Consider the following 20,937-nt stretch of genomic DNA (forward strand, 5'->3'; position numbering starts at 1 on the left):
CATGCAAATTTACTTGGTGGGTGGTGCGGTGCGCGATACCTTGCTGGCGCGGCCAGAAGGTGCGGGCGACCGTGATTGGGTGGTGGTGGGCGCCAGCCCTGATGACTTGCTGGGCCAGGGCTTTGTTGCGGTCGGCAAAGACTTTCCGGTGTTTCTGCACCCCAGGACCAAAGAAGAGTTTGCACTCGCCCGCACAGAGCGCAAAACCGCGCCCGGCTACCGTGGTTTTGCCGTGTATGCCGCGCCCGATGTGACACTCGAAGAAGACTTGGCACGGCGCGACCTTACTATTAATGCGATAGCTGCCTACGCATTGCCAACAAGCGTCACCGGCCAATTTGACGTAGATTTCTCGCGCCTCACAGACCCTTATAACGGCCAGGCCGACTTGCAGCAAAAAGTGCTGCGCCACGTCACCGACGCCTTCCGCGAAGACCCCGTGCGCATCTTGCGGCTGGCGCGTTTTGCGGCACGTTTCGAGGACTTCAGCGTCGCCCCGGAAACCATGGCCTTGATGCGCGAGATGGTGACCGAAGGCGAAGTCGACGCACTGGTGCCCGAACGCGTGTGGCAAGAAATCGCGCGTGGCCTGATGCAGCCCCGTCCGTCGCGTATGTTGGAAGTGCTGCGCGACTGCGGCGCACTGAAACGCCTGTTGCCCGAGGTGGAGCGTTTGTGGGGCGTGCCGCAACGCGCCGACTACCACCCCGAGGTCGACACCGGCTGGCACCTGATGCTGGTGCTCGACATGGCCGCCCAATTAAAAGCGCCGCTGGCCGTGCGTTTTGCCTGCCTGACACACGATCTGGGCAAGGGCACCACGCCCGCCGACGTGCTGCCACGCCATATCGGCCACGAACAGCGCAGTGCCCAGCTGCTCAAAGGGGTGTGTGAACGCCTGCGTGTGCCCACCGATTGCCGCGAGCTCGCCGACGTGGTGGCGCGGGAACACGGCAACATCCACCGCAGCAGCGAATTCGGCGCCGAGGCCCTGGTGCGCCTGCTGGAGCGTTGTGATGCCATCCGCAAAAGCGAACGCTTCGCCCAGGTGTTATGGGCCTGTGAATGCGATGCACGTGGCCGCCTAGGCCTGCAAGACCAGCCCTACCCGCAACGCCCGCGCCTGCTCGCGGCACAGGCCGCGGCTTTGAACGTCGACACGGCCAGCAGCGCCAGTGCAGCCGTGGCCTTAGGCGCCAAAGGAGCACAGATTGGGGAATGGGTGCAGCGTGCGCGGGTAGAGGCGGTACAGCGCTGGCTGCAAAGCACTGGAGATGCTGCGCTGGGCTGAGCCGCTGCCGAGCCGCGTCTGAGCCACGCCTAGCCATGACCAGGGGGCGCAGCAGCGCTCACCCCCCTCACAGAAAAAGGCTTACTCCAGCCCGCGCTTCAAGCGCATTTCTTCAATCTTGATATTGCCCAGCGGCACGGTCTTGGCGGTGGTGAGTTCGCGCTTGAAACCGGCCAGGTCAAAGAAGCGCATGGCGCGTTCGTTGCGCAGCGGGATCCACACTGTCACCGAGGTGCAGCCTTCTTCGACCAGCGCTTCGCGCGTGGCGTCCCACAAGGCCAGGCCAACACCTTGGTCCAGGTAGCCTGGGTCGACGTAGATGTACCAGATTTCGCCAACGGTGTTCTTCGTGCCTTTGTCGCGCGAGCGGTCGTAGCCGACGAAGCCGACGATCTGGTCGCCATCGAGCGCGATTTGCACTTGCGGGTCGCCAAACTCGATGGCGTCTTGCCACATCTTCAACCGCTTGGCCATGGGCATGGCCGTGAGCACTTCTTCGGGCACGATGCCGTGGTAGGCCGCGTGGCTAGAGGTGGCGTGCAGGTCAGCAATGGCTTGCGCCTCGTCCATTTCAGGAGGGCGAACTTCGAAAGCGGAAAAACTATTGGGCATGGAAAAACGGTCTTCAGACCGTGGGTCACAAAATTTCGAGGGACAAGGATTGTCGCCGCAAATCGATTTCACGTCTGTAGCCAGCCCAACAGCCCCGCTCCACGCTTTGAAAATGAGCCCTGGCGAGGGCTAAACTTGTCCCGCCATGCCTGCCCACACCCGCCCCTTCAGCGCCGCCGCCGAGCGCAACCTGCCACCGATTCTGGACGCGCTGCGCCCCCACCTGGCGCCAGCCGGACTGGCGCTGGAAATCGCCAGCGGTACCGGCCAACATGCGGCGGCTTTTGCCCAGGCCCTGCCACAGTGGACCTGGCAGCCCAGTGACAGCCAGCCGGCAGCCCTGGACGCCATCCGCGCCTGGACGGCTGATAGCCCTAACGTACGCCCGCCACTGCTGCTGGACGTGTGCCACAGCGTCTGGCCATGCCCCGGGCTGGCGCCAGTGGATTTGCTGTACTGCGCCAATATGCTGCACATCTCGCCGTGGACCACATGCGCGGCACTGATGCACGCGGCCAGCAGCCAACTCAAACCGGGCGGCTTGCTGGCGGTGTATGGCCCTTTTCTCGAGTCCGATGTCAGCACCGCCCCCAGCAACCTGGCCTTTGATGCCGACCTGCGCCAGCGCAACGCCGCCTGGGGCATTCGCACACTGGAAGCCGTGCGCCAAACCGCCAGCGCCGCCGGCCTGACGCAGCCCACGCGCCTCGCCATGCCCAGCCACAACCTGTTGCTGCTGTGGCGCCAGCCGGGCGAGGTCGCATGAGCTCTCCCGCCGCACCGTGGAGCCAGGTGTTCCAGGCCACCGACAGCGTCACGGGCTGCAGCTTCCCCGCGCCCTCAGACCTGCCCCTGCTGGTGGCGGCCGAACACGCAGGTTTGCGCCCGGTGAGTTCCTGCCGCAACGGCACCTGCCGCAGTTGCATCAGCCATTTGACCCGCGGCGAGGTGTATTACAGCGTCGCCTGGCCGGGCTTGAGCCCGGACGAAAAAGCCGCCGGCTTCATCTTGCCCTGCGTCGCCTGCGCGGCCAGCGATGTGACGCTGCGCTTCGGCGCCTGGGATGCCTTTGACTGAGCGTGGACCAAACCCTCTTTAAAGCGTGAAGACGGGCAGCGCTCGCTTTGCGGGCTACTTGTTACAAGTTGTGTTCATAAGGATACAAATCTTCTTTAGCGCTGTGCGTGCACCTTTGGCGCCCACATAATCACCCGCGGGTCCCCACCAACATCCGTGCTTTCCAGCCAGCGGCTTCAAATGATTCGTCGTCCTTTTTGCTCCTTTAGTCGCCACCCCTCAGCATCTACCCGCAGCGGGCTGCGCGCTTGAAAAATGTCAGCTGACATGCCTACGCCCATTTTGCTCATAGACCCGGATGGCGCGCGCGCGCAATCCGTGGTGGCGGCAGCAGCCAGCCTGCAGTTGCCGCTGGAGGTGGTCGCCGCCAGTTCGCTGGCACAGGCCAAACTATCCCCGGCATGGCCTTTGATCGATGTGGTGTTGGTGCACCATGGCGCGCTGGGCCGCAGTCCGGCCGAGTGGATCGCCCATCTGCAGCCGCACCAGAGCGCGGTGTTGTGTATTGCAGCGGGTGAGGAAATGGCTGCGGTGCAGGCGCTGGAAAGCGGCTTCGCCGACTACCTGCTCACAGATCAAGCGCTGGCCTACGTGCTCACGCTGCCCGCACGCATCGCCTTGCTGCGCCAAAAAATGGCCGCCATGCGCAATGTGCAACAGCGCCAGCAGCAACTCGACATGGCCACCCTCAACGGCCACATCGGCCTATGGCACTGGGATGCCCACACCGGCGACTGCGTGGTCAATCCGGCCTGGTGCCGCATGCTCGGCTACCCCGAGGTCGAGATGGTGATTCCGCGTGACGCCTGGAAAGACCTGATGCATCCGCAAGACCAACAGCGTCTGCTGATGGCAGTCCCAGGCATGGCCCACGCTACACCCGAAGACGTGGTGGAGCTGCGGCTGCGCCACAAGGCCGGGCACTGGATCTGGGTGCTCAGCCGGGGATGGGTGGCGCAGCGCGACGCCAGCGGTGCCGCCAGCCACATGGCCGGCACCTTGGTGGATATCACGCGGCGCAAGGAGACCGAAGCCACGCTGCAGCAGCAGAACCAATTGCTGCATGCCATGAGCCGCACCCAGACCGCGTTCATGCAAGACATGAACGAAGGCCGCGCCTTTGACTACATACTGGAAGACATGCTCGCCCTCACCGGCAGCACCGAAGGTTTCATCACCAAGCTGCTGACGCCCTCCGGCAGTCGCCTGTTGGCCGCGACGCCGGCTTTTGCGCAGATGGCCCTGGCCGACCAGGGTGTCGACGGCAACAACCGTGGCGCCGGCGCAGAGCCAGCACCGGTGTCGGCGCAACAAGGCCGTCTCGATGACATTCTGCACACGGCCAGCACCACGGGCCAGGCTTGGACTGGCCGCCTGGAAGCCTTGGGCGCGCCTGAGGCTTCATGGCTGGCTTGTATGCCAGTGTTGATCAATGGCGAGGGGGTCGGACACGTGGTGGTCAGCCGCCCCGCAGACGCCGCGCACCTCGGCCACGGCTACAGTGCCGCCGACCTGGCCACCGCCGCGCCGCTGCTCGGCACCCTGAGCCACTTCATCCGTGCGCAACGTGCCGAGCGCCTCAAGCTGCAAGCCCAGCAGGCCTTGAACGAGACTAGCCTGCTGCTGGAGCAGAAGTCGCGCACCATGAGCGACATGCTCAACAGCATCTCGCAAGGCATCTCGCTGGTCAGTGCAGACCAGCACATGATCGCCTACAACACGCGGCTGCGCGAATTGCTGGACTTGCCGGACGAACTGCTGGCAGCCCGGCCCCATGTGTCCAAAATTGTTGATTTCCAGAACCAGCGCGGCGACTTCGGTACCGACCTGAACCTGATCGCACCACACGCGCGCGATTACGTGCAAAAGGCCACCAGCGGAATCGCCAAGCCCAGCGACGTCCCCACCACTTATCTGCGCCGCACCCATACCGGCAAAGTGCTGGAGGTGCATTCACGCATGTTGCTCTCGGGTGAACGGGTGCGCACCTTCACCGACGTCACCTCGTACATCCAGGCGCAAACCGACCTGCGTGAAAGCGAGGCCCGTTTTCGCAGCCTCACCGAGCTCAGCAGCGACTGGTTCTGGGAACTGGAAGTCCAGGCTCCGGCGGGCGTTGTGGGGAGTACGGCCCACAGCGTCACGCCAGCGCCAGCCACGTCGGCGCATCCCTTGGGCACGGTGGTGGGCTTGTCCTCCGACGACTTGCCCAAGGAAATCGGTGCTTTCCACAGCCCCGCGGAACTGACGCGGTGGGAGGCCCTCATCGCCTCGCGGCAAGAATTTCGCGACCAGGTCTTCACCCTGCAAAACACCACAGTGCCCGGCCTGATGTATGTGTCGGTCTCGGGCCTGCCGGTACTGGATGAGAACGGTCGCTTCACCGGCTTTCGGGGCACCGGGCAGGACATCACCGCCCGCAAGCTGGCCGAGGCCGAAATCGAACGCCTGGCGTTTTACGACGCGCTCTGCGACCTGCCCAACCGCCGCCTGCTGGAGCTGCAACTCGCCGAAGCCTTGGTCCGCAACATGACCACCGGCGCCAGTGGCGCCTTGTTGTTCATCGACCTGGACAACTTCAAGGACCTGAACGACACCCACGGCCACAGCGTAGGCGACTCGCTGCTGGTGCAAGTGGCGCAACGTCTAAAAGCCGCTGCGACAGACGCCGCCATCGTGGCGCGCTTTGGCGGCGACGAGTTCGTGGTGGTGCTCGACAACCTCGGCCGCCCCCATGGCGACGCCAACGCCTTGGCCGAGCAAACGGCGCGCCGCATCCTGGGCGCACTGGCCCAGCCCTACCACCTGGGCTCCACCACACACCACAGCACACCCAGCATAGGCATTGCGCTGTTTCAGGGCAGCACCCACAGCATCAACGAACTGTTCAAACAGGCCGACGTCGCCATGTACCAGGCCAAAGCTGCGGGCCGCAACACCCTGCGCTTCTTCAATCCAGAGATGCAGGCCGAGGTGCAGAATCGCGCCGAACTCGAAGCCGACCTGCGCCACGGCATACACCACCAACACCTGCTGCTGCACTACCAGCCCATCGTCAACAGCGCGGCGCAGATCGTCGGTGTGGAAGCCTTGGTGCGCTGGCAACACCCCAGCCGTGGCCTGGTGTCGCCGGCGGTGTTCATTCCGATTGCTGAGCAGACCGGACTAATCCACGAGATCGGCGCCTGGGTGCTGGAGACCGCCTGCCACCAGTTGGCCAGCTGGAGCCATTCCTCCGACACCTCTCACCTCAGCATCTCGGTCAACGTGAGCGCCCGTCAATTGCGCCAGCCCGACTTTGTGGTGCAGGTGCTCAGCGCCCTGGCACGCACCCAGGCCAACCCGCGGCGCCTGAAGATAGAGTTGACCGAAAGCATGCTGCTGCAGAACGTGGAAGACGTCATCGAAAAAATGGCCGCGCTCAAAGACCACGGTGTGGGCTTTTCGCTCGACGATTTTGGAACCGGCTACTCGTCTCTGAGCTACCTCAAGCGCCTGCCGCTGGACCAGTTGAAGATAGACCAGTCATTTGTCAACGACGTGCTCACCAACCCCAACGATGCGGCGATTGCGCGCACCATACTGGCGCTGGCCCAAGCACTCGACCTGCAGGTCGTGGCCGAAGGTGTGGAAACCGAAGGCCAGCGCAATTTCCTGCTACTGCTGGGCTGCAAAGCCTTCCAGGGCTACCTGTTTGCCCGGCCCGCACCGGTCGAACAACTGTTCACCCAGTTGGCGCGCGCGCCGCGCTGAAAGCCGGGCCTGGGGCAAAACGCCCAAGCGGCGCCACAGGCTGTTTCTGCTAAGGTTGCCTCACTACAAAAGAGACAACACCCCGCCGTGAAAACAGCTCCCACTTCGTGGCCATGTTTTGCCCGCCTTCTGTGCGTTGCCGTCTGGCTCGTGGGCAGTTTGCTGGGCGACTTGGCGAGTGCACAAGCCCAACCCCTGCACTTTGAAGACAGCATGGCGCAACGCACCATGGCCTGCACCGCCTGCCACGGCCGTGAAGGCCGCGCGGCAAGCGATGGCTACTACCCGCGCATCGCCGGCAAACCCGCAGGTTACCTGTACCACCAGCTGCTCAACTTCCGCGACAACCGGCGCCACTATGGGCTGATGACACAAATGGTCGACCCGCTGAGCGACGCCTACCTGATGGAAATCGCGCAGTATTTTTCGGCGCTAGACCTGCCCTATCCGCCGCCGCAGCCCACTGCCGCCCCCGCTGCCGTATTGCAGCGCGGCCAGCAGTTGGCGCTGCACGGTGACGCGGCACGTGGCCTGCCCGCCTGCGCCCAATGCCATGGTGCCAAACTCACCGGCGTAGCCCCCAACACACCCGGCCTGCTGGGCCTGCCGCGTGATTATTTAAACGCCCAGCTCGGCGCCTGGCGCGCGGGGGCACGCCGCGCCCATGCGCCCGATTGCATGGCCGATATCGCACGCAAGCTCAGCCCCGAAGACGTTTTTGCCGCCACCAGTTGGCTTGCCGCACAAGCCTTGCCCGCAGACCCGCACCCGGCCAAAGCCGCACTGGCTTCAGCGACTGGCGCAGCAGACATGGTGTGTGGCAGCGCGCCGCCACCGACGCCGAATGTGGCGGCACGGCCATGAAAAAGCACCTCCCTGAAGCCACACCGGTGCGTCCGCACCGCGCCTTGATCTGGGTTGCGCTGTTGCTGGTGTTTGTGCTGGGCACCAGCCGCCAGTGGCTGGCCCTGATGGACGACGAAGCGCCGCGCGAGGCCCCGCCCGCGATCGACACGCCCGCGGGTGCGGCCAATGTGGCGCGCGGCGCCTACCTCGCACGCGTGGGCAATTGCGCCGCCTGCCACACCAGCCGCGGCGGCACAGCTTACGCCGGTGGGCGCGGCATAGACACGCCGTTCGGCACGGTCTACAGCAGCAACCTCACGCCCGACGACGACACCGGCCTGGGCCGCTGGTCGTCCACCGATTTCTGGAATGCACTGCACCACGGCCGCTCGCGCGATGGCCGCAGGCTGAACCCGGTATTCCCCTACACCAGCTACACCGTGGTCACACGGGAGGACAGCGATGCGCTGTTCAGCTACCTGCAAAGCCTGCCCGCCACCACACAGGCCAACACCCCCGATACCTTGCGCTGGCCCTACGGCACGCAGGCGGCGATGGCGGTGTGGCGCGCCTTGTATTTCACACCGGGCGGCCAAAAAGATGAAATCGCGCCGCCCGCCAATCCTTCTGCTCGATCTGCCGAATGGCAACGCGGCGCCTACCTCGTCACCGGCCTGGGCCATTGCGCTGCCTGCCACAGCCCGCGCAACCGGCTCGGCGGGCTGGACAGTGCGCAGTTCCTCGCGGGTGGCCAGATCCCCATGCAGAACTGGTACGCGCCCTCTTTAAGCGACCCGCATGAAGCCGGCGTGGCCGACTGGCCGCAGGCCGACATCGTGCGCCTGCTGCAAGCCGGTGTGTCCCCCGGCGGCTCGGCTCTGGGGCCCATGGCCGAGGTGGTATTGCAAAGCACGCAGTACCTGAACACCGAAGACCTGAATGCTGTCGCGACCTATTTGAAAGCCCTGCCGCCAAGCCCGCACAGCCAGCCCGGCAACACTGCGCCCAAGGTCGACAGCCGCGTCGCCGCCAGCGGCGCCCAGCTCTACACCCAGCATTGCAGCGTGTGCCACGGCATGAACGGCAAAGGTGTGCCCGGTGCCTACCCGCCGCTGGGCGGTAACCGCGCCGTGACCATGCCGCAGATCACCAACCTGGTACAGATGGTGCTCAAAGGCGGTTACGCCCCGGCCACCGCCGGCAACCCGCGACCCTACGGCATGCCGCCCTTTGCACTGCAATTAAACGATCGCGACATCGCCGCCGTGTTGACGCACTTGCGCACCAGTTGGGGCAACCAGGCGGGCGGGGTGAGCGAGTTGGACGTGATCCAGGCACGTGGCGTGCAGTCGCCTTAGCCGCTGAAGACCCTTAACAAATGATGCGGTTTTCGCCCACTGAGAATGCGACACCGGCTGCACAATTCATAACATGACCAGCCCACCCCAACGCCTGCGTATTGCCGCGGCCCAAACAACTTCGCAGCCCAGCAACGTGGCCGCCAACCTCATCACCCACATGCGCTTCATCGCGGCCGCACAAGCCGCCGCGGTGGATGCGCTGGTGTTCCCCGAGTTGTCGCTCAGCGGCTACGAACCTGCCTTGCTGCGCGAGAGCCTGCTCAAGCCCCAGGACCCCTGGCTGCTGCCGCTGCGTGCTTGCGCCAAACAGGCCCGCATGAGCATCATCGTGGGTGCGCCGGTGGCCAGCGCTGATGCCCAGCGCCCACACATCGGTGCGCTGGCCTTCTTCGCCGACGGTCGCCACGCGGCATTCCTGAAGCAGCATCTGCACGCTGGTGAAGAAGTCTTTGCCACGCCGGGCGGCGATCTCACGCCCCACCGCTTTGCCATTCAGGATACCGCTGCCGCGCTGGCCATCTGTGCCGAATCCATGCATGCACCACATGCGGCGCGTGCCGCAGAAGCCGGCGCGGCACTGTACCTGGCCAGTTCCTTGGTATCGGTGGGCGGCCATGCAGCCGAAGTCGCGCAACTCAGCGCCCACGCACGTGACTTGGGCATGGGCGTGCTGCTGGCCAACCACGGCGGCCCATCAGGCGGCTACACCTGCGCGGGGAAAAGCGCCTTCTGGGCGCCGGGCGGGGAGCTTGTCGTGCAAGCCCCCGGCAGCGGCGACGTGTTGGTCATCGCCACGCGGGAAGATGGTCAATGGCGCGGTGAGGTGCTGGCCGTGCCGGTGTAAGCAGTCAACGCCCGTGGGCGTATGAACAATTAACGCCCGTGGGCGTATGAACAATTAACGCCCGTGGGCGTGTAGGGCACCGTGCCCTGAATTGGGCCGAGCTTCCTCGGGACGCGCCAGCACCTGGCGCACCATCGCCTGCGCCAACTCCTGCTCGCCCAGGAAGACGTGCTGAGCGCCTTCGCTCTCGAGCAAGCGCGCCTCGGTTTCGTTGTGGGTGCGCACCAGTGTCTGGATGTTGGGGTTGAGCGTACGCGCGGTGCTGATCATCTGGCGCACGTTGAACGCATCGTGTGTGGCAATCACCAGCATGCGTGCGTTCGCAATATGCGCCTGGATCAACACCGTAGGCTCGGCCGCATCGCCAAACACGGCGGCCGTGCCCTCGGCGCGCAGGCGCTCCACCAGTTCGCGGTTTTGGTCGGCCACAACAAACGGAATATGGTGCGCCCGCATGGCGTTGGCGATGCGTTCACCAACCCGGCCATAACCCACCAGCACCACTTGGCGCGAGAGGTATTTGTCTTCGGTGTTCATGGGCAGTTCAGCCATCGGGTCGTCACGCGCCTCCAGCCTGCGCGCGTAGGCCGACTTCGCCAGTATCCACTGCTGCAGCGGCTCCACCATCTTGAAGCAGAGTTGGTTCACGGCGATGGAGATCAGTGCACCGGCCAGTACCAGGCTGTTGGCCTCGGGTGGCAACAGGCCCAGCGCACCACCCAGCCCCATCAAGATGAAGGAAAACTCGCCGATCTGCGCCAGGCTGGCCGACACCGTGAGCGCTGTGTTCAGCGGGTAGCGGAACATCAACACCAAGGCCCCCGCCGCCACAGACTTGCCCACGATGATGATGCCCGCCACGGCCAACACCTGCAGCGGCCGGTCGAGAATGACCAACGGGTCGAACAACATGCCGACCGAGACAAAAAACAGCACGGCAAAAGCATCGCGCAGCGGCAGCGACTCTTCCGCTGCCCGGTGGCTGAACTCGGATTCACGCATCACCATACCGGCGAAGAAGGCGCCCAGCGCAAACGACACACCAAACAGCGCCGTGGCGCCAAACGCAATGCTGACCGCTGCGGCCACCACACACAGGGTGAACAACTCACGCGAGCCCGTGCGCTGCACCTGCCACAACACCCAAGGGAAAAAGCGCCGGCCCAACACCAGCATCAAGGCGACAAAAGCGCCCACCTGCAAAAGCGTCAAACCCAAGGTGCGCCACAGACCCGCCAAACTCTCGCTACCCTCTTCACGCCCGGCCAGCCAGCCACCCAGCGGCGGCAGCAGCACCAACACCAGCACCATGGCCAGGTCTTCCACAACCAGCCAACCGACCGCGATGCGGCCGTTGAAGGTATCGAGCACGCCGCGGCTTTCCAGCGCGCGCAGCAGCACCACCGTGCTGGCACACGACAACGCCAAACCGAACACCAGCGCAGCACCCAGGTTCCAGCCCCACCAATGCGCCAGGCCCATGCCCAAGGCCGTGGCCACCGACATCTGCACCACTGCCCCCGGCACGGCGATCTTGCGCACGGCCAGCAAGTCGTCTAGCGAAAAATGCAGACCGACACCAAACATCAGCAGCATCACGCCAATTTCGGCCAACTGGCTGGCGATGCTGGCGTCCGCGACAAAACCGGGCGTAAACGGCCCTATCACCACCCCGGCGAGCAAATAGCCCACCAACGCCGGCAAGCGCAGGCGTATCGCCAGCATGCCCAGCACAAGGGCCAGGCCCAGACCGGCGGCGATGGTGCTGATGAGCGAAACACTGTGGGGCATGCGCGGGGGCTCCTCTCGAGATGAGATTTAAATATTCTTAGAACGTGTTTTGCAATTTACTACAGCAGGCCCCAAGCCAATCCCCGAAAAGGCGAAGTTCCATGCGTGCGTGGGGTTACCCGAAAGAACAAAACCCGCTGGACCTGAGCCCAGCGGGTTTTGTATGAGCAAACGAGGCGAAAGCGGCGCCACGCCGCTAAAGCATCAGCCCATGTGCAAGCCACCGTTGACCGAGAAGTCGGCGCCAGTGGAGTAACCACCTTCTTCCGACGCCAGCCACGCAATGATGGAGGCAATTTCTTCAGGCTGGCCCAAGCGCTTCACCGGAATGGTGGCAACGATTTTGTCGAGCACTTCCTGGCGGATGGCGCGCACCATTTCGGTCCCGATATAACCCGGGCTCACGGTGTTGACCGTCACACCCTTGTTGGCCAACTCCTGCGCCAGCGCCATGGTGAAGCCGTGCATGCCGGCCTTGGCCGCCGAGTAATTGGTCTGACCGGCCTGGCCCTTTTCGCCGTTCACCGAGCTGATGTTGATGATGCGGCCCCAGCCTTTTTCCACCATGTCGCCGACCACCTGCTTGGTGACGTTGAACATGCTGTTCAGGTTGGTTTCGATCACGGCGTCCCAGTCTTCGCGGCTCATCTTCAGGAACATGCGGTCGCGTGTGATGCCGGCGTTGTTCACCAGCACATCAATGGGGCCATGCTCGGCCTTGGTCTTGGTAAAGGCTTCGACCGTGGATTCCCACGCACCTACATTGCCCACGGATGCATAGAACTTGTAGCCCAGAGCCGCTTGCTCGGCCAGCCATTTGTCGTAGTCGCGGGTCGGTCCGCAACCAGCAATCACTTTGAAACCTTCTTTGTGCAGACGTTGGCAAATGGCGGAACCAATGCCACCCATGCCACCCGTGACGTACGCTACTTTTTGACTCATCTCATATCCCCTTTTTTAAATGTTCGTTGAACCGAATAGCGGGTCACACTTTCGCTGGCAGGACCTTGCCCACCAGGTCTAAACCATTGTGGGCCGATCTCACCGCTCGATAGCTAGGGCAACTCCCATGCCACCCCCGATGCACAGCGAGGCGATGCCCTTCTTTGCGTCGCGACGCCCCATTTCGTGCAGCAGCGTCACCAAAATACGGCAGCCGGACGCACCAATCGGATGCCCAATCGCAATCGCGCCGCCGTTGACGTTGACCTTGCTGGTGTCCCAGCCCATTTCGTTGTTGACGGCGCAAGCCTGCGCCGCAAAAGCTTCGTTGATTTCGAGCAGGTCGAGGTCTTGTGCCTTCCAGCCAGCGCGCGCCAAGGCCTTTTGCGAGGCCGGTACCGGGCCCATGCCCATGTAGGCGGGGTCCAGGCCCGAGGTGGCGTAGCTGGCAATGCGGCCCAGCGGCTTCAGGCCCAGGGCGGCGGCCTTCTTGGCCGTCATCACCATTACGGCAGCGGCGCCGTCATTGATGCCGGAGGCGTTACCGGCGGTCACGCCGCCAGCCTTGTCGAACGCCGGGCGCAGGCCGGCCAGCGCTTCTGCGTTGGTCTTCTTGTTGATGAACTCATCGCTGTCAAAAATGACAGGGTCACCCTTCTTCTGCGGAATGCTGAACGGCACGATTTCGTCCTTGAAGCGGCCGGCCTCTTGTGCGGCTGCCGCCTTTTGTTGGCTGGCCAGGGCCAGCGCGTCCTGCATCTCGCGGCTGATGCCGTACTTCTTGGCCACGTTCTCGGCGGTAATGCCCATGTGGTACTGGTTGTAGACGTCCCACAGGCCGTCGACGATCATGGTGTCGGTCATCTTCCAGTCGCCCATACGCATGCCGTCGCGTGAGCCCAGCAATACGTGCGGCGAGGCGCTCATGTTTTCCTGCCCACCAGCGATGACGATTTCGCTGTCGCCCGTGGCCACGGCCTGCGCCGCCAGCATCACGGACTTCAGGCCCGAGCCACACACGGCGTTGATGGTCAGGCCGGGTGTTCCCTGGTTCAGGCCACTTTTGATGACGGCTTGGCGTGCCGGGTTCTGGCCCGCACCAGCGGCCAGCACCTGGCCCATGATGACTTCACCGATCTGGTCGGCGGCCAGGCCGCTACGGGCCAGCACTTCTTTCACAACGGCAGCGCCCAGGTCGGTGGCGGCGATCTTGGCGAGCGAGCCGCCAAACTTGCCAACAGCGGTACGGGTGGCGGCTACGATGACGATGTCTTCCATGGTGTGCTCCAGAGTGAATTTGAGGTGATGAAAAAAGTTAGTGAACTTGCAGCCGCAAAGCGCGCCCTAGCCCCTAGGTCACACGCCGAGGCCATGCTAAGCCGTCCTCGAGCAAAAGATGACTAGGGCTTTGCCTTGTCAGTCATTCTGCGTACTTTGGATGACCAATACGAACGCGACCTGAAAACCCTGCTCAGGCTCGGGCCTTCACGTAGCGCCCGGGCGCGGGCTCAATGGCTTTGTACTGCGTACCCTTTCCGTAGGTCGTGGGTGCAGCAACTTGCTTGCCAGCATGGCCCTTGAGCCAATCGGACCAGTCGCTCCACCAACTGCCGGGCTGCTCAGTGGCGCCCTTCACCCAGTCCTGTACATCGGCCGGGAACTTGGCAGAGTCGCTGACCCAGTGGCTGCGCTTCTTCTTCGCCGGTGGATTAATCACACCCGCAATATGGCCGGATGCCCCCATGACGAAGCGCTTGGGTCCGCGCAAGTGCTGCGTGGAGGCGTAGGCGCCGCCAATCGGCACGATGTGGTCTTCACGCGAGCCGTAGATGTAGACCGGCGCATCGATCTTGCCCAGGTCTATCTTTTCGCCGCACACCGTCATGTGCCCAGGCTTGACCAGATTGTTTTCCAGGTAGGTATTGCGCAAGTACCAGGCGTAAAAAGGCCCTGGCAGGTTGGTGGCGTCGCTGTTCCAGTACAGCAGGTCAAACGGTGGCGGCGTTTCCCCCTTGAGGTAGTTGCCCACCACGTAGTTCCACACCAGATCGTTCGGCCGCAAGAACGAGAAGGTCGACGCCAGTTCGCTGCCGGCCAAAAGGCCGCCCTTGCCCATCTGCATTTCGCGGTAGGCCACCATGGCCTCGTCGATGAAGACGTCCAGAATGCCCGTGTCTTTGAAGTCCAGAAACGTGGTCAGCAGCGTCAGACTGGCCAGCGGCTTTTCGCCGCGCGCGGCGAGTACCGCGGCAGCCGTGCTGAGTATGGTGCCGCCGACACAAAAGCCCAAGCCGTTGATGGTTTTGCCGCCAGAGATATCGCGCACCACTTCGATGGCCTTGATGGCGGCGTTTTCAATGTAGTCGTCCCAGGTCTTCTCGCCCATGGAGGCGTCGGGGTTGCGCCAACTCACCACGAAGGTGCGGTGGCCTTGCTCCACCGCATAACGGATCAGCGAATTTTCCGGCTGCAGGTCGAGCACGTAGTACTTGTTGATACACGGCGGCACCAGCAGGAACGGGCGTTCGTAGACTTTCGTCGCACCCTTGGCAGCCGGCAAGGGTTTGTATTCGATGAGTTGAAAAAAGTCGTTCTCGAAGACCACCGCCCCCTCGGTGGTGGCGACGTTTTTGCCGACCTCGAAGGCACTTTCATCGGTCATGGACAAATGCCCCTTGCGGATGTCGGCCGCCAGGTTTTGCAGGCCTTTGGCGATGCTTTCACCCTTGGTTTCCACCGCCGTTTTCAGCGCATCCGCGTTCATCGCCAAAAAGTTGCTGGGCGATGCTGCAGCCGTTGCCTGCTCCACGGCAAAACGAATACGCGCACGGGTTTTGTCATCCCCTTCCACGGCATCGGCCAGGGCCAGCAAGGTGCGGGTTTGCAGCAAATACGCCGCCGCTGAAAACGCGGCGCTGGGGTTGTGCCCCCAGGCTTGAGCGGCAAAACGCCGGTCGCCGCCAATCTGGCTCTGGTCAACGGAGCTGTTCCAGAGCTTGGCCGACTCCTCCAGATACTGCTGCTGCAGGGCCAGCAGTTTCTCTGGAGAAAAAGCGATGCGGGGCAGCGTTGCACCGTCTGGAAACGAAGGAAGTGATCCGGACTGAGCACCAAAGGCCGGCGTGCCCGTCATGCTGCTCTGCAGACCCTGCATGGCTTGGAGCCAATTTTTCGACCAGCCCTCACCGAAGGCTTTTTGGAATTGCAAACCTACACTGGTCCAATCCGACTCAGAATGCATGCTGTCTCCTCGCGTGTGAAGCCTGAGAATTAAGGCCTCCTATTATGAGAGCCTTGTACGCACTCTATTGGGACCATTCAATAGACAGCGCACCGACCACCCAGGGTTAACCCTAAATTCTTTCAGAGTCTGTTTGCCGAGGCAATGGAGGTAGTTTCTATTGTTGTACCTAGTTGTAATTGCGTGGACTTATGTCGCGCTGATGATGGGCATTGCCGAGGCCACCAACACCACGGGCACGGTGCTGGGCGGCATCCTCACGTTTGTGCTGTATGGCGCGGCACCCGTGGCGCTGGTGGTGTACCTGTGGGGCGCCCCGTTGCGTCGCCGTGCCATCAAGGCGCAGGAAGCGGCCGAGGCCACGCAAGAGGCCACCTCAGCCGCCGCAGTTGCTGACTCAGCCGAGCCAGATACAAGCGGCCATGCGCCCGCTGACACGCTCCCGCCGGTAGGAAAAGAAACTTGAGGCCTGGTCCACGGTGCACCAGTCGGTACTGCCGTTGTTGCCATAAACACTGCTGATGCCCATGGCCGCCAAGCGCTGGCGCGCCAAGCCTGGTAAATCTGCGAGCCACTTGCCTGGACCATGGGCTTGGAACAGCGCGCTGGCCTGAGCCTGCTGCGCCACAAATGCGCTGCGCACTTCGTCACCCACTTCAAACCGCGCCGGGCCAATACAAGGGCCTAGCCACGCTATGAATTGCGAAGCATCTGGCGCATCTGCAGCCTGCGTTGCCGCCATGATTTGCTTAAAGCTACTTTCCAGGACGCCGCCCTCACCCGGCAACCCCACCAGGCCACGCCAGCCCGCGTGGGCCGCTGCGACCACGGTGCCGCTGCGGTTGGTAAACAACACCGGCAAACAATCGGCCACCATGATGGTGCAGGCCGGGCCGCGTTCGGTGGTGAAGCAGGCATCGGCCTGTACGGGGGCAGCGTTCGGCGACGTAGGCGTAATCGGCAGCCGCACCACGCCCGAACCATGCACCTGCTGCAAATACACCGGTGTGGCACCCAGAACTTCGGCCAGGCGCGCCCGGTTGGTTTGCACCGCTGCCGCATCGTCCCCTACGTGGTCGCCCAGGTTCAGGCTGGCATAAGGCCCGGTGGAAACTCCGCCACTGCGTGTGGTGAAGACACTGCGCACATTGGCCGGGGCCGGCCAGTCGGGCACAAGCCAGTCGATAGGCAGCGTCATGCTTGCACGTCCGGGCAGGCACTGGGGTGGGCCTGTTGCGCGGCGGGGGTTTGCAGCGCGGCTTCAAACGCGGCCATGGTCAATGGCAGGCCCTCCAGCGGCACGTTGAAGCGTTGCGCGTTGTAGATCTGCGGCAGCAGGCAGCAGTCGGCCAGCGTCAGGCTGTCGCCATAACAAAACACCGATGGCGCCAGGCCGCGCCGCGCACGGCTCTCGGCCAACACTTGCAGTTGCCGCTCAAACGCTTCCAGCCCGCTGCGGCACCAGTGGTGGTACCAGGCGGTTTTGTGCTCTTCATCCTGGGCCAGTTCGTTGACCAGGTACTTCAGCACCCGCAAATTCGTCGGCGGATGCATTTCGCAAGCCACCATCTGCGCCAGCGCACGGACCTGGGCGCGGCCCAAGGCGTCGGCAGGCAACAGCGGCGGCGTCGGGTGCTGCTCATCCAGGTATTCGATGATGGCCATGGACTGCGTGAGGAACTCGCCGTCCACCTCCAGCACCGGCACCAGACGGTCCGGCGAGATGGCCGCGTGGGCCGGGGCCTTTTGTTCGCCCTTGACCAGGTGAACGGCTAAGTAGTCATAAGCCAGGCCCTTGACGGCCAAGGCAATGCGCACGCGGTACGAGGCCGACGAGCGGAAGTAGTTGTGAAGCTTCATGGGCCCCAAGGATAGCGCGTTGCCGGGTCGACAGGCATCGCCTTGCTCACGAATCAGGAGCACCTCTCGCTTTTACTACAAGCCTGAAAAGCCTATTTGGCTTCAATCCCAGGCCTGCACTAGCGCCCTGCGCCTACAGCCGATTCCATGCGTCGCTGACGAACCAGACAAGGGCGGCCTCGTATCGTCGCCCCATGTTTGATGCGCCCAACCCCAGCGCTGCACCTAGCGCAGAACCTGTGACGACGTTCCCGTCTGCCCAGCCTGTTGCAGCGGCCGTAGCGGCGGCGCCAGCGTCGGTCGAAGCGGTTGCGCCGGTTCCGGTCGACGTACGCAACACGGCGCTGGTTTTTCTGTCGCTGGCGGTGGCGCTGTTTCTGCTGCACTGGGCGAGCGCGGTCTTCATACCGGTGATGCTGGGCTTGTTGTGCAGCTATGCACTGACCCCCATGGTGGATCGCCTGGAACGCTGGCATGTGCCGCGTGCACTCGGCGCTGGAGTGCTGCTGCTGTTGCTGATCGGGGCCATTGGCGGCGGTGCCTATGTTTTGCGCGACGACGCCTCACGCTTGGTGACGGCCTTACCCGAAGCCGTGCAAAAAGTGAAGGTGGCCACCGACCGCGAGAAACGCGCTGCCAAGGTGGTCGCGCCAAGCACCTTGGAGTCCGTGCAAAAAGCCGCCGAACAACTGGTGCAGGTGACCAGCGGGGACGCGTCCAGCACCACCACGACAACCACCCGCATCACACAGGTGCAGGTGGCACCCGCGCGCTTCAACATCAAAGACTACTTGTGGACCGGCACCATGGGGCTGGCACGCGTGGCCGGGCAAGGCATAGTCACTTTGTTCATGACGTTTTTTCTACTCACCGCTGGCGACACCTTCAGGCGCAAGCTGGTACGTGTGGCGGGCAACACGCTGGCGCAGCGCAAGATCACCGTGCAGGCGCTGAACGAGATCACCGAGCAGATCCAGCGCTACTTGCTGCTGCACCTGGCCATCAGCGCCCTGGTGGGCGTGGTGACCGGACTTTGCTTGTGGGCCGTGGGGTTGGAAAACGCCGCCTTGTGGGGCGTGGTCGGCGCGGTGTTCCGGCTGGTGCCTTATGTGGGTTCGGCAGTGGCCGCGGGTGGCGCGGCGCTGGTGGCTTTTTTGCAGTTTGGCAGCGTCAACATGGCGCTGGCGGTGCTGCTGTTGTCGGTCGCCATCCACAGCATTGCGGGCACCTTGATCACCCCGTGGCTGGCCAGCCGCAACAGCCGCCTGAACCCTGTGGCCATCTTCGTTGGTGTGATCGCCTGGGGTTGGCTTTGGGGCGTGTGGGGGCTGCTGCTGGGCGTGCCGATTCTGATGGCCGTCAAAGCGGTATGTGACCGCATTGACGACCTCAAGCCCCTGGGTGAGTTCCTCGGGAACTGAGCTTTAGAAACTCAGGCCTCCCAGGCCTGTGCCAGCAAGCGGGTGATCTCGGCCGCCGGCAAAGCCTTGCAGCCCGAGGTGTTCTGGCCCGACCAGAGCGGGGTGAAGTCACCGCGGCCTTGGCCCTCGGCCCATGCACGCAGCGGGCCTATCATGGTGGTGGCCAACGGAAAAGCCGGGGCCAGCTCACTCATGGGCCCGAGTTCGCGCATCAGCCGGTTCATGATGCCTCGCGCCGGCTTGCCGGTAAAAAGCCGTGTCAGCGCGGTATGCCGCGCTGCCGGACCTTGCAAGGCCTGGCGGTGAATGGCACTGGTGCTGGCCTCGTCGGCACACAGGTAGGCCGTGCCCACCTGCACACCCGCCGCGCCCATGGCCAGCGCCGCACGGATGCTGGCCACATCCACAATGCCGCCAGCGGCGATCACCGGCACACGCACCGCGCGCACCACTTGCGGCAGCAGGGCCATGGTGCCCATCTGGCTGCTGATGTCGTCGGTTAAAAACATGCCGCGGTGGCCGCCGGCTTCCAGACCCTGCGCAATCACCGCGTCAACCCCCTGGGCTTCCAGCCACAGCGCCTCCTCCACCGTTGTGGCACTGCTCAGCACTTTGCCACCCCAGCCGCGTACCTGCGCCAGCAGTTCGGGCGCGGGCAAACCAAAGTGAAAACTCACCACCGACGGGCGAAAGGCTTGCAGCAAATCCGCGGCTTCGGCGGTGAACGGTGAACGGCCCACGCCCGGCGCAACCGTGGCGCTGTCGATGCCGGCCTCGTCGTAAAACGGCTGCAGCGCGCCACGCCATGCGGCTGCCCGCGCCGCGTCAGGCGTGGGCGGCGTGTGGCAGAAGTAGTTGACGTTGTAGGGCTGCGTGGTTTGCGCCTTTATACGTGTGAGCTCTTCACGCAACTGCGCCGGGCTGAGCATGGCCGCCGGCAATGCGCCTAGCCCCCCCGCGTTGGACACGGCCACCGCCATGGCACTGCCTTGCACGCCCGCCATGGGCGCCTGCAGCAGGGGCCAGCGGCTACCTAGAAGTTCTGTTAAATGAGATGTCACAAAAATTTCCCCTTATGGATAGGCAAACGGCATGCTCTTTGCGTGACACTGCAGTTCGCCATTGTGGCTTTTCGAGCCTGGCTCTTGAAGCCTGTTCACGATCTCTCCACCCATTTCAAACCGGAACCCGACATGTCCCATCTTCATTTCATCGGCGGCGAAAAAGGCGGCGTGGGCAAATCGCTCACCGCACGCGTGTTGGCACAGTACATGATTGACCAAAACCTGCCGTTCATCGGGTTTGATACCGATCGCTCGCACGGCACGCTGTTGCGTTACTACGCCGACTACGCCTCGCCGATTGTGCTGGACCGGTATGACGCATTTGACGCCATCATCGAATCGGCTTCGCAAGACCCGGAACGCCGTATTCTGGTCGATCTGGCGGCACAAACCTATCTTCCGCTGGTGGAGTGGATAGAGGGTGCCGACGTGCTCACACTCGCCAAGGATCTCGGCATGAAGCTGACCTACTGGCACGTGATGGATTCGGGCAAGGATTCGGTCGATCTGCTGGAAAAGCTGCTCGACCGTTTTGGCCACAGCCTGAACCTGCGCATCGTACGCAACCAGTTGCGTGGCAACGACTTCTCCATCCTGGAGGCCTCAGGCTTGCAGGCGCGCGCCGAAGGCATGGGTGCCAAGGTCATCACGCTGAAGAAGCTGGCCGACAGCATCGTGCAGAAAATTGATGCCGGCAACAGCAGCTTCTGGGCCGCGACCCATGCGCAAGACGACGGTGGCCTGGGCCTGATGGACCGCCAGCGCGTGAAGATCTGGCTGCGCGACGCCTACCGCGAAATCGCCGACGCGGGGCTTTAAGGCACGTTAAGGCAC

General features: G+C 63.5%; 18 protein-coding genes. 10 read left to right on the forward strand and 8 right to left on the reverse strand.

Annotation, left to right across the window (positions count from 1 at the left end; genetic code table 11):
* Nucleotide 1 precedes the first annotated feature (1 nt).
* Entirely contained in the window at nt 2–1,291 is a 1,290-nt protein-coding gene (locus ACFQ95_RS06305; RefSeq protein WP_422829985.1) for a multifunctional CCA addition/repair protein, read from the forward strand.
* 81 nt (nt 1,292–1,372) lie between these two features.
* Here ACFQ95_RS06305 and ACFQ95_RS06310 read toward each other — a convergent pair whose 3' ends face one another.
* Nucleotides 1,373–1,903: a GNAT family N-acetyltransferase gene (locus ACFQ95_RS06310; RefSeq protein WP_422829986.1), complete on the reverse strand. Its 531-nt coding sequence runs from the start codon at nt 1,901–1,903 to the stop codon at nt 1,373–1,375.
* A 145-nt stretch (nt 1,904–2,048) separates the two neighbouring features.
* Between ACFQ95_RS06310 and ACFQ95_RS06315 the strand changes: the two genes are divergently transcribed.
* The 6 genes from ACFQ95_RS06315 to ACFQ95_RS06340 all read left to right on the forward strand — a co-directional run bounded on the left by ACFQ95_RS06315 (nt 2,049) and on the right by ACFQ95_RS06340 (nt 9,784).
* Nucleotides 2,049–2,669, forward strand: a complete 621-nt coding sequence (locus tag ACFQ95_RS06315) for a DUF938 domain-containing protein (protein ID WP_422829987.1) — start codon at nt 2,049–2,051, stop codon at nt 2,667–2,669.
* Nucleotides 2,666–2,980, forward strand: coding sequence for a 2Fe-2S iron-sulfur cluster-binding protein (locus tag ACFQ95_RS06320; protein WP_422829988.1), 315 nt, complete (start codon nt 2,666–2,668; stop codon nt 2,978–2,980). Before ACFQ95_RS06315 ends, ACFQ95_RS06320 begins: the two co-directional genes overlap by 4 nt.
* A gap of 267 nt (nt 2,981–3,247) precedes the next feature.
* On the forward strand, nt 3,248–6,733 hold the full coding sequence (locus ACFQ95_RS06325) for an EAL domain-containing protein (RefSeq protein ID WP_422829989.1): 3,486 nt from the start codon (nt 3,248–3,250) through the stop codon (nt 6,731–6,733).
* Between the two features lie 150 nt (nt 6,734–6,883).
* Complete coding sequence (locus ACFQ95_RS06330; RefSeq protein ID WP_422829990.1) at nt 6,884–7,597, forward strand: c-type cytochrome; 714 nt, start codon at nt 6,884–6,886, stop codon at nt 7,595–7,597.
* On the forward strand, nt 7,594–8,937 hold the full coding sequence (locus ACFQ95_RS06335; RefSeq protein WP_422829991.1) for a c-type cytochrome: 1,344 nt from the start codon (nt 7,594–7,596) through the stop codon (nt 8,935–8,937). The genes ACFQ95_RS06330 and ACFQ95_RS06335 overlap by 4 nt, the downstream gene beginning before the upstream one ends.
* A 73-nt stretch (nt 8,938–9,010) precedes the next feature.
* Nucleotides 9,011–9,784 carry a carbon-nitrogen hydrolase family protein gene (locus ACFQ95_RS06340; protein ID WP_422829992.1) on the forward strand — a complete coding sequence of 258 codons (774 nt, stop codon included), beginning with the start codon at nt 9,011–9,013 and terminating at the stop codon, nt 9,782–9,784.
* Nucleotides 9,785–9,838: 54 nt separating this feature from the next.
* On the opposite strand, the gene ybaL is transcribed toward ACFQ95_RS06340, so the two are convergent.
* The 4 genes from ybaL to ACFQ95_RS06360 all read right to left on the reverse strand — a co-directional run bounded on the left by ybaL (nt 9,839) and on the right by ACFQ95_RS06360 (nt 15,758).
* A complete protein-coding gene (ybaL, locus tag ACFQ95_RS06345; protein ID WP_422829993.1) occupies nt 9,839–11,575 on the reverse strand; it encodes a YbaL family putative K(+) efflux transporter in 1,737 nt (578 codons plus the stop codon).
* A gap of 204 nt (nt 11,576–11,779) precedes the next feature.
* The gene (gene phbB, locus ACFQ95_RS06350) at nt 11,780–12,517 is read right to left on the reverse strand and encodes an acetoacetyl-CoA reductase (RefSeq protein WP_422829994.1); all 738 of its coding nucleotides are present in this window, start codon (nt 12,515–12,517) and stop codon (nt 11,780–11,782) included.
* 99 nt (nt 12,518–12,616) lie between these two features.
* Nucleotides 12,617–13,795 (reverse strand): acetyl-CoA C-acetyltransferase, encoded by a 1,179-nt coding sequence (locus ACFQ95_RS06355; protein WP_422829995.1) that lies wholly within the window; start codon nt 13,793–13,795, stop codon nt 12,617–12,619.
* Nucleotides 13,796–13,988: 193 nt separating this feature from the next.
* Nucleotides 13,989–15,758 (reverse strand): PHA/PHB synthase family protein, encoded by a 1,770-nt coding sequence (locus ACFQ95_RS06360; protein ID WP_422829996.1) that lies wholly within the window; start codon nt 15,756–15,758, stop codon nt 13,989–13,991.
* Nucleotides 15,759–15,921: 163 nt separating this feature from the next.
* On the opposite strand from ACFQ95_RS06360, the gene ACFQ95_RS06365 reads away from it, so the two are divergent.
* Nucleotides 15,922–16,224, forward strand: a complete 303-nt coding sequence (locus ACFQ95_RS06365) for a hypothetical protein (RefSeq protein ID WP_422830095.1) — start codon at nt 15,922–15,924, stop codon at nt 16,222–16,224.
* Here the strand turns inward: ACFQ95_RS06365 and pgeF are convergent.
* Nucleotides 16,156–16,956, reverse strand: coding sequence for a peptidoglycan editing factor PgeF (gene pgeF, locus ACFQ95_RS06370; protein WP_422829997.1), 801 nt, complete (start codon nt 16,954–16,956; stop codon nt 16,156–16,158). The genes ACFQ95_RS06365 and pgeF overlap by 69 nt on opposite strands.
* On the reverse strand, nt 16,953–17,618 hold the full coding sequence (maiA, locus tag ACFQ95_RS06375; RefSeq protein ID WP_422829998.1) for a maleylacetoacetate isomerase: 666 nt from the start codon (nt 17,616–17,618) through the stop codon (nt 16,953–16,955). Before maiA ends, pgeF begins: the two co-directional genes overlap by 4 nt.
* 194 nt (nt 17,619–17,812) lie before the next feature.
* Here maiA and ACFQ95_RS06380 point away from each other — a divergent pair, with 194 nt between their 5' ends.
* Nucleotides 17,813–19,039: an AI-2E family transporter gene (locus tag ACFQ95_RS06380; RefSeq protein ID WP_422829999.1), complete on the forward strand. Its 1,227-nt coding sequence runs from the start codon at nt 17,813–17,815 to the stop codon at nt 19,037–19,039.
* 11 nt (nt 19,040–19,050) lie between these two features.
* Here ACFQ95_RS06380 and ACFQ95_RS06385 read toward each other — a convergent pair whose 3' ends face one another.
* On the reverse strand, nt 19,051–20,100 hold the full coding sequence (locus tag ACFQ95_RS06385) for an NAD(P)H-dependent flavin oxidoreductase (RefSeq protein WP_422830000.1): 1,050 nt from the start codon (nt 20,098–20,100) through the stop codon (nt 19,051–19,053).
* A gap of 132 nt (nt 20,101–20,232) precedes the next feature.
* On the opposite strand from ACFQ95_RS06385, the gene ACFQ95_RS06390 reads away from it, so the two are divergent.
* Nucleotides 20,233–20,922 (forward strand): mobilization protein, encoded by a 690-nt coding sequence (locus tag ACFQ95_RS06390; protein ID WP_422830001.1) that lies wholly within the window; start codon nt 20,233–20,235, stop codon nt 20,920–20,922.
* Nucleotides 20,923–20,937 lie beyond the last annotated feature (15 nt).

This window comes from Variovorax sp. HJSM1_2 (genome assembly GCF_049316285.1).
GTDB lineage: Bacteria > Pseudomonadota > Gammaproteobacteria > Burkholderiales > Burkholderiaceae_C > Rhodoferax_B.

Bases quoted from the DNA above. Each gene is read 5' to 3' on its own strand.
- phbB (WP_422829994.1), bottom strand. From the start codon at position 12,517: ATGAGTCAAAAAGTAGCGTACGTCACGGGTGGCATGGGTGGCATTGGT.
- maiA (WP_422829998.1), bottom strand. From the start codon at position 17,618: ATGAAGCTTCACAACTACTTCCGCTCGTCGGCCTCGTACCGCGTGCGC.
- ACFQ95_RS06355 (WP_422829995.1), bottom strand. From the start codon at position 13,795: ATGGAAGACATCGTCATCGTAGCCGCCACCCGTACCGCTGTTGGCAAG.
- ACFQ95_RS06315 (WP_422829987.1), top strand. From the start codon at position 2,049: ATGCCTGCCCACACCCGCCCCTTCAGCGCCGCCGCCGAGCGCAACCTG.
- ybaL (WP_422829993.1), bottom strand. From the start codon at position 11,575: ATGCCCCACAGTGTTTCGCTCATCAGCACCATCGCCGCCGGTCTGGGC.
- ACFQ95_RS06360 (WP_422829996.1), bottom strand. From the start codon at position 15,758: ATGCATTCTGAGTCGGATTGGACCAGTGTAGGTTTGCAATTCCAAAAA.
- ACFQ95_RS06340 (WP_422829992.1), top strand. From the start codon at position 9,011: ATGACCAGCCCACCCCAACGCCTGCGTATTGCCGCGGCCCAAACAACT.
- ACFQ95_RS06335 (WP_422829991.1), top strand. From the start codon at position 7,594: ATGAAAAAGCACCTCCCTGAAGCCACACCGGTGCGTCCGCACCGCGCC.
- ACFQ95_RS06390 (WP_422830001.1), top strand. From the start codon at position 20,233: ATGTCCCATCTTCATTTCATCGGCGGCGAAAAAGGCGGCGTGGGCAAA.
- ACFQ95_RS06380 (WP_422829999.1), top strand. From the start codon at position 17,813: ATGTTTGATGCGCCCAACCCCAGCGCTGCACCTAGCGCAGAACCTGTG.
- ACFQ95_RS06305 (WP_422829985.1), top strand. From the start codon at position 2: ATGCAAATTTACTTGGTGGGTGGTGCGGTGCGCGATACCTTGCTGGCG.
- ACFQ95_RS06325 (WP_422829989.1), top strand. From the start codon at position 3,248: ATGCCTACGCCCATTTTGCTCATAGACCCGGATGGCGCGCGCGCGCAA.
- ACFQ95_RS06320 (WP_422829988.1), top strand. From the start codon at position 2,666: ATGAGCTCTCCCGCCGCACCGTGGAGCCAGGTGTTCCAGGCCACCGAC.
- pgeF (WP_422829997.1), bottom strand. From the start codon at position 16,956: ATGACGCTGCCTATCGACTGGCTTGTGCCCGACTGGCCGGCCCCGGCC.
- ACFQ95_RS06310 (WP_422829986.1), bottom strand. From the start codon at position 1,903: ATGCCCAATAGTTTTTCCGCTTTCGAAGTTCGCCCTCCTGAAATGGAC.